General features: G+C 58.6%; 13 protein-coding genes. 10 read left to right on the top strand and 3 right to left on the bottom strand.

The window, feature by feature from the left end:
• Positions 1–342 precede the first annotated feature (342 nt).
• Positions 343–1,242: a polysaccharide deacetylase family protein gene (locus ACJ70B_RS18400; RefSeq protein ID WP_408960482.1), complete on the top strand. Its 900-nt coding sequence runs from the start codon at positions 343–345 to the stop codon at positions 1,240–1,242.
• Here the strand turns inward: ACJ70B_RS18400 and ACJ70B_RS18395 are convergent.
• Positions 1,233–2,237: an asparaginase gene (locus ACJ70B_RS18395; RefSeq protein WP_408960481.1), complete on the bottom strand. Its 1,005-nt coding sequence runs from the start codon at positions 2,235–2,237 to the stop codon at positions 1,233–1,235. The genes ACJ70B_RS18400 and ACJ70B_RS18395 overlap by 10 nt on opposite strands.
• 116 nt (positions 2,238–2,353) lie before the next feature.
• Here ACJ70B_RS18395 and ACJ70B_RS18390 point away from each other — a divergent pair, with 116 nt between their 5' ends.
• Positions 2,354–3,028, top strand: coding sequence for a helix-turn-helix domain-containing protein (locus ACJ70B_RS18390; protein WP_408960480.1), 675 nt, complete (start codon positions 2,354–2,356; stop codon positions 3,026–3,028).
• Positions 3,029–3,168: 140 nt separating this feature from the next.
• On the top strand, positions 3,169–4,020 hold the full coding sequence (locus tag ACJ70B_RS18385) for an aldo/keto reductase (protein ID WP_408960479.1): 852 nt from the start codon (positions 3,169–3,171) through the stop codon (positions 4,018–4,020).
• A gap of 244 nt (positions 4,021–4,264) precedes the next feature.
• Here ACJ70B_RS18385 and ACJ70B_RS18380 read toward each other — a convergent pair whose 3' ends face one another.
• The gene (locus ACJ70B_RS18380; RefSeq protein WP_408960478.1) at positions 4,265–4,927 is read right to left on the bottom strand and encodes a helix-turn-helix domain-containing protein; all 663 of its coding nucleotides are present in this window, start codon (positions 4,925–4,927) and stop codon (positions 4,265–4,267) included.
• A gap of 98 nt (positions 4,928–5,025) precedes the next feature.
• On the opposite strand from ACJ70B_RS18380, the gene ACJ70B_RS18375 reads away from it, so the two are divergent.
• From ACJ70B_RS18375 to ACJ70B_RS18350, 6 genes are all read left to right on the top strand, one after another.
• Positions 5,026–5,319 (top strand): hypothetical protein, encoded by a 294-nt coding sequence (locus ACJ70B_RS18375; RefSeq protein ID WP_408960477.1) that lies wholly within the window; start codon positions 5,026–5,028, stop codon positions 5,317–5,319.
• A gap of 35 nt (positions 5,320–5,354) precedes the next feature.
• Positions 5,355–5,966, top strand: coding sequence for a hypothetical protein (locus ACJ70B_RS18370; RefSeq protein ID WP_408960476.1), 612 nt, complete (start codon positions 5,355–5,357; stop codon positions 5,964–5,966).
• 84 nt (positions 5,967–6,050) lie between these two features.
• Positions 6,051–6,533, top strand: a complete 483-nt coding sequence (locus ACJ70B_RS18365; protein ID WP_408960475.1) for an Lrp/AsnC family transcriptional regulator — start codon at positions 6,051–6,053, stop codon at positions 6,531–6,533.
• Between the two features lie 528 nt (positions 6,534–7,061).
• Entirely contained in the window at positions 7,062–8,543 is a 1,482-nt protein-coding gene (locus ACJ70B_RS18360) for a proton-conducting transporter membrane subunit (RefSeq protein ID WP_408960474.1), read from the top strand.
• Positions 8,533–10,953 carry a DUF2309 domain-containing protein gene (locus ACJ70B_RS18355; protein WP_408960473.1) on the top strand — a complete coding sequence of 807 codons (2,421 nt, stop codon included), beginning with the start codon at positions 8,533–8,535 and terminating at the stop codon, positions 10,951–10,953. The genes ACJ70B_RS18360 and ACJ70B_RS18355 overlap by 11 nt, the downstream gene beginning before the upstream one ends.
• Before the next feature lie 826 nt (positions 10,954–11,779).
• Entirely contained in the window at positions 11,780–12,748 is a 969-nt protein-coding gene (locus ACJ70B_RS18350; RefSeq protein WP_408960472.1) for an ArsR/SmtB family transcription factor, read from the top strand.
• A gap of 243 nt (positions 12,749–12,991) precedes the next feature.
• On the opposite strand, the gene sod is transcribed toward ACJ70B_RS18350, so the two are convergent.
• Complete coding sequence (sod, locus tag ACJ70B_RS18345) at positions 12,992–13,594, bottom strand: superoxide dismutase (protein WP_408960471.1); 603 nt, start codon at positions 13,592–13,594, stop codon at positions 12,992–12,994.
• A 204-nt stretch (positions 13,595–13,798) separates the two neighbouring features.
• Between sod and ACJ70B_RS18340 the strand changes: the two genes are divergently transcribed.
• Positions 13,799–14,548 (top strand): pirin family protein, encoded by a 750-nt coding sequence (locus ACJ70B_RS18340; RefSeq protein WP_408960470.1) that lies wholly within the window; start codon positions 13,799–13,801, stop codon positions 14,546–14,548.
• The last annotated feature ends 71 nt before the right edge of the window (positions 14,549–14,619 follow it).

Raw genomic sequence — 14,619 nt, 5'->3', positions numbered from 1 at the left:
GCTTGTGCTTCGCGGTGATCGAGACGCCGGTATGGATCTGTTCGCTCGTATCAATCTCTGATTCGCCACTGCCGTCACCTCGAGTTTCGGGCCCGGCGACGGCCTCGGTCTCGGAAGCAGGCCGGCGTTGTCGTTCGTTCTCTTGCTGCGCTTGGGTTTCGAGTTGCTCGCTACGATGGCTTTGAGCGTTACCCCAGTTACCGGGCGGTTTCTGGACTCGGAACCGGCACGCGACCGTCGGACGTTCGACGGAGACCATGGCCGACCAGTCGATTCACGAAACGGTCACACACGGCCGTGATACACTTCTTTACCGCTGGTAGGTGGAGTCACGCCCGCACCATGAGTACCGTCGACGTTGCGATCGGTGTCGATGCGGACTGCGTCGCCGGCTGGCTGGGTTCCTACGGGGGTGCGGACTCGCCCGCAGATCTCTCCAGGGGACTGGCCGCCGGGAACGAAGGCATTCCGCGCATGCTCGCGCTCTTCGAGGAGCAGGATATCCAGACGTCGTGGTACGTCCCCGGGCATACGATCGAGACCTTCCGCGACGAGATCGAGGCAGTCGCGGCCGCTGGCCACGAACTCGGCGTCCACGGCTACTCCCACGAGAACCCGACCGACCTCTCGAGGGAACAGGAAGACGAGATTCTCGAGGTCTCGATCGACCTCATTGAGGACGTCACCGGGTCAGAGCCGGTCGGTCATCGCGCCAGCTGGTGGGAGTTCAGCGAGAACACGCCGGAACTGGTCGAGAAACACGGCTTTCTGTACGACAGCAGCCTGATGGAACGGATGTTCGAACCGGGCTGGATGCGCACGGGCGACAGCTGGGAGAAGATCCAGTACGATCAGGAGCCCGAGACGTGGATGGAGCCCTACCAGTACGGTGACGAGACCGACGTCGTCGAAATCCCGATCAGCTGGTACCGCGACGACATCCCACCGATGCTGTTCATCAAGCAGCCGATCTACCACGCTGGGTACAAGGACCCGGCGATGATGTACGAGCAGTACTACAAGCGCCAGTTCGACTACCTCTACGACCGCCGCGGCGCGGGTGTCTACACGTTCACGATCCATCCCGACATCCACGGCCTGCCCCACATGATTCCCCTTCTCGAGGAGTTCATCCAATACGTCGAGGGCCACGAGAACGCGCGGTTCGTCACCCTCGAGACGATCGCCGAGACGTTCAAAGACGACCCGTCGGTGTACGAGAGCGAGAGCGACTACGTCTGATCGCTCGGCACCTGTGATCGGTCCGACGACGCGAACGCCGCTCGGATCGCCTCCGGGTCGTTGAACGCCTCGAGCGCCAGCGTGAGCCGAAGTCTGGCCTGCTGTGCGGAGAGGTCGTCAGCGAAGATCGCACCGTACTTGCGGAGGCGCTCCCCGCCCCCGTCGCCGCCGTAGACCGGCGTGACTCGTCCCTCGAGACAGCGTGACGTGACCACAACGGGGATGTTCGCATCGATCGCGTCACGGACGGCGTCGGCGATGCCCGCCGTCGCGTTCCCGAGCCCCGTTCCTTCGATCACGATGCCGTCCGCGTCGCGCTCGAGCGCAGCCTCGAGGAGGTCCCCAGTGACGGCGCTCCCGCTCTTGATCGTAAAGACAGTAGCAGCGAGCGATGTCGTCTCAATTGGCCGCGTCTCGCTTCTCGGTGGCCGGTGGATCGCGACGCCGTTCCGGTCGACCGTCGCGACTGGACCCGTGTTTCTCGAACAAAACGCCTCGAGAGCAGACGTATGGGCCTTCGTCACCGTCCGCGCGCTGTGGAGCGTCTCGTTGAACGCGACGAACGTGCCACCGGCACCGCGGTCGGCGAATGCTACGCCGGCGCGAACGGCCGTCAGGAGGTTGCTCGGCCCGTCCGAACTCACCTCGTCCGGGCGACGCTGGGCACCCGTTAGAATCACCGACGTCTCCGGCCGAACGGTGACATCAAGATAGTAAGCCGTCTCCTCCATCGTGTCCGTCCCATGGGTGATGACGACGACGTCGACGGTAGGATCGGCGTCGAGTTCGCCGACGCGATCGGCGATCGTCTCGAGCGTCCTAGCGTCCATCTCGTAGCTCGGAATCTGTGCGACGGATTCGACCGAGAGCGTCGCGTACGTCTCGAGTTCGGGAACCGTCTTGAGGAGTTCCGCCCCCGTCTGCGTCGGTGTTGCCCCAGTGTCCGTCGCCGTACTCGCGATGGTTCCGCCCGTACTGAGAAGGGTAACGTTCATACTGGTCTCTTGCACGCAAGCGGCCGAAAAAGTGAGCGGAGAATCACGGCTGTCCCAGCAGGACGGTCATACCGGCGACCTACAGGATTAAGTCCGAGCAGCAGTTACTATACCCTATGGCAATTACTGCGGAATTCCTCGTCAATTCTCCCTCACTTCCGTTTGTGGGTTTCGCAGAATTGTTACCATCTAATCAAATAGAGTGTGTACACGGCCTATGTCTCGGACGGAACTCTCGGGTGTTCGTCATCTATCTCGACCCGGCTGATGATGTTTCCGAAGACGATCTCTCTGCCCTCGATGAAGTAGTCGAGACAACCCCACTTGGACGCGCAAGCGGTAGAGATGTCTACCAGCTCAGCGTCAAACTGGAGGATATGATTTCGGAAGCGTTCGTTCCCGGACGGTTCGCGAAGACTCAAATAGAACCGACGATCATCAGTCCAGAGGGCTGGTACGAAAAGAAGCTTTTCCGGGACTATGAGTCGTTCAACAATATGCGGACTCATTGCGATGAGCATGGCATCCGAATCGATCTTCTCTCGATCACGCAGGATTCTCCGCCTCCAGATGAACGCTCACAGTACGGGCTAACTGACCGACAACACGAGGCACTGGCGCTCGCTATCTCTCGCGGATACTACGACAATCCCCGACAGGCCACGGCCAGTGAGCTAGCTGAAGAAATGGGTATTTCCCAACCCTCGATGTCGAACCTTCTCCGCCGAGGGGAGCGCCAGTTACTCACGTCGACGATCGAGATGCAGCCACAGCAGACGTTCCAGACTTGACCCATTAACCGGGTCTCTAATGAGATACTGCTATCCAGTACGCTCTCTGGAGAAGTGTTCGGGCTAGCCGAAGGGACTTAAATGGGTTTTGAGAATAGCATCGAATCCAAACGGCGTGCGGTCAACATTCAAATGTAGAAATGAAAACCGTCACGCTACACAACGATGTGGAAATGCCGATCCTCGGATTCGGGACGTATCAGATCGAGGATCCCGAAGTATGTGAACAAAGCGTCTCCGAAGCTCTCCGTACCGGGTATCGTCTCATCGATACTGCGGCCGGATATGAGAACGAAGAAGCTGTCGGCAGAGCGATCGAGACGAGCGATGTAGCGAGGGAGGATGTGTTCGTCACCACGAAGCTCTGGATACAGGATGCTGGCTACGAAAGCACGAAGCGAGCGTTCGAACGATCACTCGATCGACTGGGACTGGACTATCTGGATCTATATCTGATCCATCAGCCCTTTGGTGACGTTCATGGCTCGTGGCAGGCAATGGAGGACCTGCACAACGAAGACAAGATTCGAGCGATCGGCGTTAGCAACTTCCACCCGGATCGCTTGATCGACCTGATCGTCCACAACGAAGTCGTCCCCGCAGTCAATCAGATCGAGACACACCCCTTCTACCAGCGGACCGAAGACGCTGAGTTCCTGAGCGAGCATGAGATTCAGCATGAGTCCTGGGGGCCGTTCGCTGAAGGACGGAACAACCTCTTCGAGCACGACGTACTGGTTTCGATCGGCGAGCAGTACGGAAAATCGGCTGCACAGGTCGTTCTTCGATGGCTGATACAGCGAGGGATTGTTGCGATTCCCAAGTCAGTTCATGAGAGACGGATCGTCGAGAACTTCGACGTCTTCGATTTCGACCTGAGTGTCGGAAACATGAACACGATATCAGAGATAGACGAAGCCGAATCTCTGTTCCCTGACCATCGGGATCCGGAATTCGTCAAGCAACTAAGTGAAGTGGAGGCCAATACCTAAGCGTTCACGAGCGGCAACTCCCCCTCGGTTCGACCCAGTCCTCGAACGCTCTCCGACCGGGTCGACACTGACGCATTCGATGACGTAGTTCACACCACCGCAGGGAAACTCTCGTACTTCTTGGTGGTTTCTCCCCCGGGAGGAGTCGACCTCGGTCGTGCCAAACTCGTGGGCGATGTTGATCTTACCTCTGAGCCGAGACGGTAGCTGGCCGGTGGTGAAATCCCCGAAACAGCCGGTTGCGTTAACGGTCGGTGGTGTCAACGTGGAGCAACGAAAACACGGCCGCCTCGATCTTCCGGAGGTGCTCGCCGACCGTCGTCTCGGCGAGCCCGGTCACCGCCGCGATCTCGCCGTGGGTCGCCTCGCGGGGCTCTTGGTAGTAGCCAAGTTCGACCGCCGCCTGGAGCACCTCGCGCTGGCGCTCGGTCAACCGGGAGACCACGTGGCGGGGACCCGGCGTGTAGGGTCCAGTCCGCTCTATCTCGATCCTGACGCCCGTCGGCTGCTCAAAGAGTGCGTCGGCGAAGGCTTCCTCCGTCCCAATGTAGGTCGTCCGGAGGCCACCATCGTCGGTGTACTCGACCGGCATATCAATCAAGTACGACGACTCGCGCCGGCCCTCCATGAGTAGCCGAGTCAGATCGTCTACCGCATAGCGCGTATAAGCGAAGAACCCAGTATCGTCGCCGGAGATCGAGAAATCGAAGACTTCGGGTAACTCCGACAGAATTCGACGGAGGGCCTCAACGTCGCCGCGGCCCTCGGCGAACATCGCGACGGTGTCGTCAGAGAGGAGCTCCATGCGGTGGATGGCCCGGTACTCCAGCCCGAGCTCGTTGACCCGCCGGTCGAGCCGGTTAAGTCCCTCCTCAGAGGGGTAGGCCACGACGGTGACGTAACGCATGTGCCAGCGATGGACCGCCACCACAAAAGACGTGACTATGAGTGTTCATGGATCGCCGGCAGTGCGTTCATCGCCCGGAACGATGAAAGGGAAACGCCATGTCCGACTTGCCGCCGACGAGCATTCTCCTGCCGACGACGAGGTGGACCGCCGCGTGCGCGGAACTGGCCGCCCAACTTGGGGACCGCAACGAGCTGTTGGTCATTCACGACAGTGTAAACGACCCCGTCACCGAACAGGAGGACCCACCTGAGGGCATTCGGTTTCTCGCCGCCGGCGAGCCGGATGGCTGTTCGGGGAAGGCCAACGCTATCGTTGCCGGGATGGAGGCCGCACGTTACGACCGCCTCGTCTGGACCGACGACGACTTCCATCACCCCCAGACTGGCTAGCAACCCTCAACGCGGAGTACAAAGAGTATGGACCGGTGTCGGAGGTGCCGTACTTCGTCGGACAGGACCCTCTGTCGGTGCTACTCGAACCGCTGTATGCCTCAGCCGGCTCGTTCCCTCTCTCCCTCGGCAACCAGATATGGGGCGACGCGGTCATGTTCGAGCGAGGTGACATCGACGAAGCCGCGTTTCTTGATGACCTTCGGCGGACGGTCAGAGACGATGGGCTCCTCATGGAGTATCTCCAAGTGACGACGGTCGGCCGGACACGCATCGTCCCTATCGGAGAGACCATCCGCGAGTCGATCGAGCGCCCGGTCAGATGGACGCAGATTCTCCGGTGGCACTTCCCTGGTGCCATCGTAGGGACGTGGCTCATTTCACTGCTCGTCCTCGCAGGTGCGGTCTTGGCCCCGCTCTCTGCCGCGGCGGTCCTGACAGTGGGCCACCTCGCCGTCAACGAGATCCTGGGCGTCGAACAGTTCGCCATCAGTGGCCGTGAAGTCTACAGTCAAGGTAACAAAGACGAACTATCGAATGGGACCTTCACCGATGTCGGTGCAGTACTCGATATGTCCGCGACGAGGCGGGCGTGGAACGTCATCCTGGGTGTACAGGAGATAGGTGCAGCCTATAGTAGCCACTGAACGTCATTGCACACCTGATCGCACGACTGGAGCAAACACCACAGTAGCCGAAGCCCCTTATATTTCCGTGAGAAAACGAAGAATATGACCGAGTACGAACTCGATGATATCGATCGGGAAATCCTCTACGCGCTACAGGAGGACGCCCGAAATCTCTCGTCCGGTGAGATAGCCGATCGAACCGAAGCGTCATCGAGCACAGTTCGAAAGCGCATCCAGCGACTCGAGTCAGAAGACGTCATCAAAGGTTACAGTGCCGATATCGATTATCAGAAATCCGGCTACCCACTCCGAATGCTCCTGTTCTGTACAGCACCGATTCCAGAACGAGGCGAACTTATCGACGACATTCTCGATATTCCAGGAGTCGTTTCAGTCCAGGAACTGGTCACTGGAGAGAAAAACTTGCTTGTAACGGCCGTCGGTGAAACTGACGACGATATCACGCCGGTCGCACAGGAACTCCTTGAGATGGGGTTGACTATGGCTGATGAAGTGCTCGTCCGCAGTCACGAAGCGACACCCTTTGACGACTTCTCCTCACGGTCAAAAACAAACGACGAGTAAGCCGCCGCGAGTTCGTCTCGGAACTATAAGACCACGCGTCCCACGTCCTGAGCGCCAGCGTGACGAACGATCACTGCGATCGGGTCGTCGTAGCGAGAGCATTCGATCCGCCGTTGAGTACGAGTAATCTCGCCTCTCGATTACGGCGACAGTTGTCGGGTACGTCCACGACGATGACGGGGACTATGGCGGCTTTCCTGAGACCTCATAGCTCGCTAGCTTGGACGGAAAGTAGAACAGCGGAACACTCCGATCGTGCGTTCCAAAGAGACGTGACGTAGCAGTGGCCAGCGTCCGAAATTGACGTCTTTAGTAACGTCACCAGAAACACAGCTGACCCATGAAATTTGATAGTATACCAATACGTTCTAATAGCTCGTGGATAGAGAACGGTCCGGTAATATCGAAGAATATAATAACCAATCTGTTCTCACAAGAGAGTAGAACCGGTCAGCTTGGTTGCAGTGCCTCTGGCCTTCCTGTTTGGGAGGTCCTGATGCTGTGCTGGTCAGATGGTAAATCCGAACGATGGCTGGACAACCACAATCGAACGACCCGGTACAACTTCCTGAAACGACGCCCGCATCCTCAGTGGTGCCGCGAGCAGCGAGTTTAGGAGTTTGGGCACTCTTCTTGCTCAGTCTGGTGACGCTTGCGGTTTCGGTCCGGGGCGGCTACGAATGGCACCTCTCGGGCTACGTCGTCGTAGACGGGCTGACGAAGGTTATGTGGGTCGTCGTCACGTTCTTCAGTGGTATCGTTCACTCCTATTCACGCCGCTATATGGCCGGTGATAGTCGTATCGACCAGTTTTACGGTCGGATCTTCGCGTTCACGCTCATCGTCATGGCCATGACCGCAGCCGACCACGTAGTACTGTTCACGGTGGCGTGGCTGGGCATGGGACTGACGATGGCATCTCTCATCGGACACGTCCACGGCTGGGACCAGGCTCAGGCCGCTGGTGCGCTCGCCCGCCGCTACTTCCTCGCGAGCAGCGGATTGCTCGGGGGGAGTCTGGCACTGCTGGCCTGGACAACTGGGACGGCTTCGATTTCCAGCATTCTTAGTCAGGCTGAGAGTCTCCCGTCCGAGGTCGCGGGACTCGCTATCGGGGGGCTCTTCCTCGCGGCGATACTCCAGTCGGCGCTGTTCCCATTCCAGAACTGGCTGCTGTCGTCGATGACGGCACCGACGCCAGCATCCGCCCTGATGCACGCCGGGTTCGTCAACGCGGGCGGCATCCTGCTGACTCGCTTCGCACCGCTATTTGCCGGTGACACGGTGGCCATGTCGCTACTCGTCATCGGCGGTGCGAGTAGTGCCCTGCTCGGACAGGCACTGTTGCTCGTCCAGACAGATATCAAGCGCAAGCTCGGGGCCTCTACTGTCGCTCAAATGGGGTTCATGATCCTTCAGTGTGGGCTCGGGTTCTTCGCCGCTGCCATCACCCATCTTATCCTGCATGGGTTCTACAAGGCGTACCTGTTCCTCTCCTCGGGAACCACCGTCGAACAGACAGCTCCGAAGGCAGCCTCCCAGGATAGTCTGGGGCTGCTGGAAGTGATCGCGAGTCTGGGAGCGGCGGTCGGCGGTGGCGCTGTCTTCGTCGCGATAACCGGCAAGGGTGCCGAACTTGATGCCGGACTCTTCTTAGTGCTCGTCGTGGTCCTGACGACGCTACACGCGGCCCGCAATATCCTCAAGCGGTCGAAACTACCTACGCCGTTCAAACTCGTCGGCATTTCACTCATCGTCGTCCCCATCGCCGTCTACGGGATCATATTCGAAACCATCTCGTCGCTGCTGTCGACCGTCCCGATGACTCATGCACCGACCGAACTCACGGTCGTCCATTTCGCGATCGGAGCCCTCTTCGTCGTCTCGTATCTCGCAGTCGAATTCGGCTGGCACCGCTCTAGCAAGCGCCTCTACGTCGCATTGCTAAACCTCTCGCAGCCAGCCCCTGAAACCGTGCTGACCACGAAGGAAGACTACAATGACGCATAACGAGAACTATCTCACGAAGAGCATCGACCGTGCAGCAGAGAAAGTCGGCTCAGTCTGGCCACTCCACTCGTTCGTCACGGCCAATCCACTGTCCGGATTCGAAGACCAGCCGTTCCACCAGGCCGTCGCCGAGGCTGAACAGTTGTTCGGTGGCCGTGGCTATCCACATCCCTCCGTCTTCCGGGAGGCCTGGGAGCGCGGCCAGATCGACGCTGCGGTGTTGGCCACCGAACTGGATACACACGGTATCGACGAGGATCCAGAGACGTTACTGGACGAGATGGCGACAGCGGAATCGGCTCCCACTGAGACCGATTCCGCGACGGACACGCTCGATCGCATCCTCTCGAAGTGGCTCTCGGCGTTCCTCGACCATGGAAACGCCACATGGTCGATGCCTGACCGCGAACGGGGCTTCTACGCCGCCTGGCGCGAGATCGCTCCCTATGACAGTGAGATCTCAAACTGTGACAGCCCCTCGGACATCCCGGAAACGCCGATCGCGGCGCTGGAAGATGTCCTGTCGGACTATCCAGAGGGAGAGTGGGAGACGATCTTCGAGCAGCAGCTTGCTGCACTCCCCGGCTGGACCGGCTTCATCAAACAGCAGACTACCGATGACGCCGACCCGTGGCAGTCGAAGTATCCAATTTCGTTGGTCGACTATCTCGCCGTCCGCCTGCTCCTCGCGGACTTTCTCGATGTGCCCATCGAACCGGACGAACACGCCACTGAGCCAGTCGAGAACGACGACGTTCCGCTGCCGGAGATCTGGCTGACTGCGTGGGAGAAGACCCACCGCGACCGTCTGATAGCGCGGGTAACACAGCCAACCGAGGAGACGTCTTCCTCGGATGAAACCGCTCGCCCAGCCGCCCAACTCGTGTTCTGTATTGACACGCGCTCGGAGATCATCCGCCGCCACATCGAGGCAGTCGGACCGTACGAAACCCACGGCTATGCGGGCTTTTTCGGTGTCCCGATGCGCTACCAGGCATACGACGCGGACGTGGCCGTCGACGCGTGTCCGCCGATTCTCGATGCTCAGCACCGCATCACGGACCGCCCCACGACGGACGCGGATGCCAAACAGGACCGCCATGACCGCTGGCAAGACGTTCTAGATGCAGGGCAGAAAGTGCTCAAGAGCCTCAAGACCAACACGGCAACGGCGTTCAGCTTCGTCGAGAAAACCGGGCCGGGGTACGGCGCTGCGCTCACCGCCCGGACGCTCCTCCCTGCCCGCGTCTACGACCTGCTCTACGATGCCGACCGCGCACCACGCGAACACGAATTCTGTGAGCCGTCGATCGATTACAACCCGGATTCCGTCAATTCGCTCCGAGAAGGGCTCACGCTCGAGGAGAAGGTCGAGTATGCACAGGACGCCTTCGAACTGATGGGCTGGGAGGAGTTCGCCCGGCTCGTCGTGTTTACGGGCCACACCAGCCAAACGACGAACAATCCGTTCGATTCGAGCCTGGATTGTGGTGCCTGTGCCGGCAACCCCGGCGGCCCGAACGCTCGTGTGCTGGCAACCATCTGCAACGACGATGACGTCACGGCCGAACTGCGCGAGCGCGGGTTCGACATCCCCGCTGACACCGTGTTCCTCGCGGCCGAACACAATACGACGACCGACGAGATTACCCTGTTTGACGTCGAGGTGCCCGCGAGCCATCAGGAGGACATCGAGCAGTTACGCGAGGACCTCACGCAGGCCCAGACTCGCGCGACCGCCGAGCGGACGGAGTCGATGACCGATGAGGCGGCGGATAGCGTTCGCGAAACCCAGCGTCGCGCTGCCGACTGGGCGGAGACGCGCCCCGAGTGGGGGCTGGCCGGGAACGCCTCGTTCGTCATCGGCCCGCGTGAGTTGACTGAAGACGAAGCGCTCGACGGTCGCACGTTCCTCCACTCCTATGATTGGCAGACCGACCCGGACGGGGAAGCACTGGAAGCCATTCTGACCGGGCCGCTCGTGGTCACCCAGTGGATCAACAATCAGTATTACTTCGCCACCGTCGACAACGCCGTCTACGGAAGCGGGTCCAAGGTAACACAGAACCCGGTCGGCAATATCGGCGTGTTTCAGGGCAACGGTGGCGACCTGATGACCGGACTCCCGCTGCAGTCGCTCTACGCCGACGCCGACCAAGCACACCACCAGCCGCTGCGCTTGACGGCACTGATTCACGCACCGGTCGAACAGGTTACCGAGATTCTCCACCAGCACGAACAACTCGTGCAGCTCCTCGACAACGGCTGGATACAGCTCACCGTGATCGACCCAGAACAGGATAACAAACCGCTCCACTATCAGAAGAACCTAGAATGGAAGCCGGTGGAATCCACGCAGCCCTCGGTCGAACCTCCCGCCCAAGCGGTTTCGAGCGAAGTAGCTGATTAGTGATCGTTCCGAACGAAGAAGCCAGCTTATCGATTGGGCGTGCGTTCGGTAAGCCGCGACCGCGTTAGTGAGACGTGAAGACGACCACTCGGGGGTGCTTCGTTTCTGCGAGCGGTCCTTCGCTCTAAGCTCCCTCAGTAGACAGCACAAATGACGTTCACGACGGGAACGAACCCGTACAGCGCATAAATGGTGAATAATTCAGTGTCATCTTCATACACCCAACCAGAACAGCTAATTAACAGTAATTGGAATGCGATTTCTTTATTCCGTATGAGCTGTGAACCTGAAGTGCTTAATTCGTCACCTACAGATGCGAACTTATCGATATGTTCACCCTCTGACGCTCATCCAATGTATGAGTATTCAGAGTTACCCGCGAAACTCACTGTAAATACAGAACACGAACCTATTGTTACTGCAGTTTATCTGTAAACCGGCAGATTAATACAAAACTCCATTGTCAATATTTATATGGATATATACAAAGCTATCCTTCTCGAATTGTTTGGGATTACACTACTTCTCTTTGGGGGATTTAATCTGTTAGCTAACACACTGATTCTCGGTGATTGGGACGTCATCGGGGATATGACTGTTTGGCTATGGGCAGGGGTGATTGTGGGACTCATCGGGGTGGTCGCTGGCTTCCAGTCGGATGAGTAGATGGCATTCACACGTACCGAATTCCTTCCTTTCAGTTTAGGAGTGCAGACTGACTAACGAAATTGCGTTACCAACTACTGTTAAGTGATGTGGAATTCAAGTCGCTGAGCAAGTCACCTGCTTCGATAGGCTTTACCACCTAATCACCTAATTGACGCCTATGAGTCAGTTCGACCGGACGATCGGATCCAGCGCACAATCCGGGGCGAAATCCGATCGTGACACCGAACAAGGGATAGAACCAGGGTCCGTCACACATACTGAATCACAGTTGCTCCCCGCGGACGTGTTTGCAACGCTTGGTAACGAGACGCGGGTCGACATCCTTCGATCACTGCTCGAGTGCGGTGCGGACAACTCCCCCGTCAGTTTCACGGATCTATTCGAGGCGGTCGACATTGCGGACAGTGCGAACTTCAACTATCATCTGCAGCAACTGACGGACCACTTCGTTACGCAAACCGACGAGGGCTACGAGTTCCGCTATCCTGGACGAAAGGTTGTCAGCTCGATTTTCAGCGGAACATTTACAGAACGCGCACAACTCGGCTTGTTCCCCGTTGACGGCTCGTGTTACTCGTGTGAGCGTTCATTGCAAGGGTGGTATGCCGACGATACGCTTACGATTGGCTGTACCGACTGTGGGACGATCCAGGTGAGTTATCCGTTCCCGACCGGTGGTCTCGACGACCGATCGATCGACGAACTCCTCCAAGCGTTTCACCACTACGTACGTCATCACTACTGTCTCGCTGCGGACGGCGTCTGCCCAGAGTGTACTGGGAGCGTCGAGACGGATCTCGTCTATGGGTTGAACGCAGACGATCAGGATGTTGCCGTCGAACATGTCTGCCAACGGTGTGGTTACCAGTTGCAGTCGACCGTCGGCCTCACGCTTCTGGATAATGCTGACGTCCTCGTGTTTCATTCGAAGCGCGGCGTCGATTTGAATACCGAACCGTTCTGGCACTTCGACTGGTGCGTGAGCGATATCCGGACGAGGGTCGTCTCGGAGGCTCCGCTTCGCGTACAACTGACGCTTCCCTGTGAGAACGACGAGCTGCAGGTCCTCGTCGACGAAACCGGCACCGTTATCGAAACGGCGATCGTCGAACACCTTCCACAGTAGCGTTGACTTAGCGTTCGAGGACTAACCAAAACCGTCGTATATGAACCGCCTCGGGGGCAAGTGGTTCGAGACGCGGAGCGTCTCGTCATCACGGAAGACCACGTCTTCCGTACGGCCCCGAGGCACTCGGCCTGCTCCGCCTGTAGATGCGCCCACGTACGCCGCTACTACGCAGCGGTCAATCAGAACGCGGACGATGACCCAGAGAGACCGCAGTGATGCCCACGTCGTCTCGAGTGTCAGTTACTCGAATCGTTCGACGGCCTGCTCGTACCGTGCCGATGGCTCTTCCCAGTCAACGACCTGGAAAAAGTTGTCGATGAAATCGCCACGTGCGGGGCCGTAATCGTGGTAATAGGAGTGTTCCCAGACGTCCAGTGCGAGGATCGGGTGGCTTCCCCAGAGTGCGCCCTGGTCATGCTTATCCACGACGACGTTGCGAAGCTGATTGCTCACTGAATCGTACACGAGGAGCGCCCAGCCGCCTGCAGCGGATGCGGCGCTCTCGAATTCGCCCTGCCACGCTTCGTAGGAGCCGAAGTCTTCGACGATACGATCTGCGAGGTCTCCAGTGGGTTCGTCGCCGCCATCGGGGCTCATCGACTGCCAGAAGAGGTCATGGAGAATATGACCCGATCCGTTGTGCGTGACATCGCGAATCGCACTCGGCGAATCGGAGAAGTCGCCGTTCTTACGGTTCTCCGCAAGCGTCTCCTCGGCACTGTTCCAGCCGTTGACGTAGCCTTGGTGGTGGGTATCGTGATGCCAGCGCAGCACCTGTTCGCTGATGTGCGGTTCAAGCGCGTCGTAGTCGTACGGAAGCGGCGGCAGTTCGTATTCGCTCATGTTGCGTACAGCAATGACTATACAGAGGACGGATATGAAGATTCTCTGTACGGGATTCAAGTAATATCGGTGGCAGTTCTACGTTCCTAATAGAGGCCATGTGGTGCCTATTTTCGCAGCACAGGTTAGAACAGTGTCTGACCAGCAACCAATTTTAGGTTCCGGCTACGAGACGCTTATCAGTACCACGCAACGAGAGCGGGTATGGAACCGAACGATGTAACGGCAGAGCAAGCTACGCTGTGTTCGGGACAGCAGGTGCGCCATGGATCAGGGGTGCTTGCGAATCGCGCATTCCCGACGAAGAACTATTCCGCGAATCTCGATCCGTTTGTCCTCTTTGAGCGGTTCTACATCGACCCCCAGCAAGGATTCCCGATGCACCCTCACAAGGGATTTGAAATCGTCACCTACATGCTCGAGGGCGGGATGGATCACGAAGATACGCTTGGCGTCAGTTACACTGCCAAAGCGGGAGACGCAATGCAAATTACGACCGGACGTGGCATCCGTCACTCTGAATTCGCCGCTGACGGTGCAGCCTGTAACGGACTCCAGCTCTGGGTAAACCTCCCGAGCGAGCAAAAGGACGCCAAACCAGACTACACCAGCGCGACGCCGGGTGAACTCCCGACGGAGGAGCAAACGGGGGCGACCGTCACTACCGTCGTCGGCGACGAGTCGCCGATCGAACTGTACACGTCGATGGAGTATCTCGATGTGCAGATCTCCGATACGTGGACGTGGTCACCGCCAGACGAATGGGCAGGCTTTCTCTATGCGATTACAGGAGCCGGGACGGTCGATGGCAGTCGGTTCGCTGACGGAGACGTCTTCCTCCTCACGGCCGCACACGATGTCGTCCTCGAGAGCGAGGAATCGCTTCGCGTCGTTGCTGTTTCCGGTCTCCCTCACCACGAGCCGATTCGCCAGCGTGGCCCGTTTGTCCGGTAGCTAAATTGAGTCTCGAGCAGTGCCTCTAACGACGTTGCAGGGAGCGTACTGGTTGACGACGAGATCCGATC

The organism is Natrinema sp. 74, from assembly GCF_046097095.1.
In the GTDB taxonomy this organism is placed as follows: Archaea; Halobacteriota; Halobacteria; order Halobacteriales; family Natrialbaceae; genus Natrinema.
The sequence above is the reverse complement of the archived record's forward strand: the minus strand, read 5'-3'. Positions and strand labels throughout refer to the sequence as shown.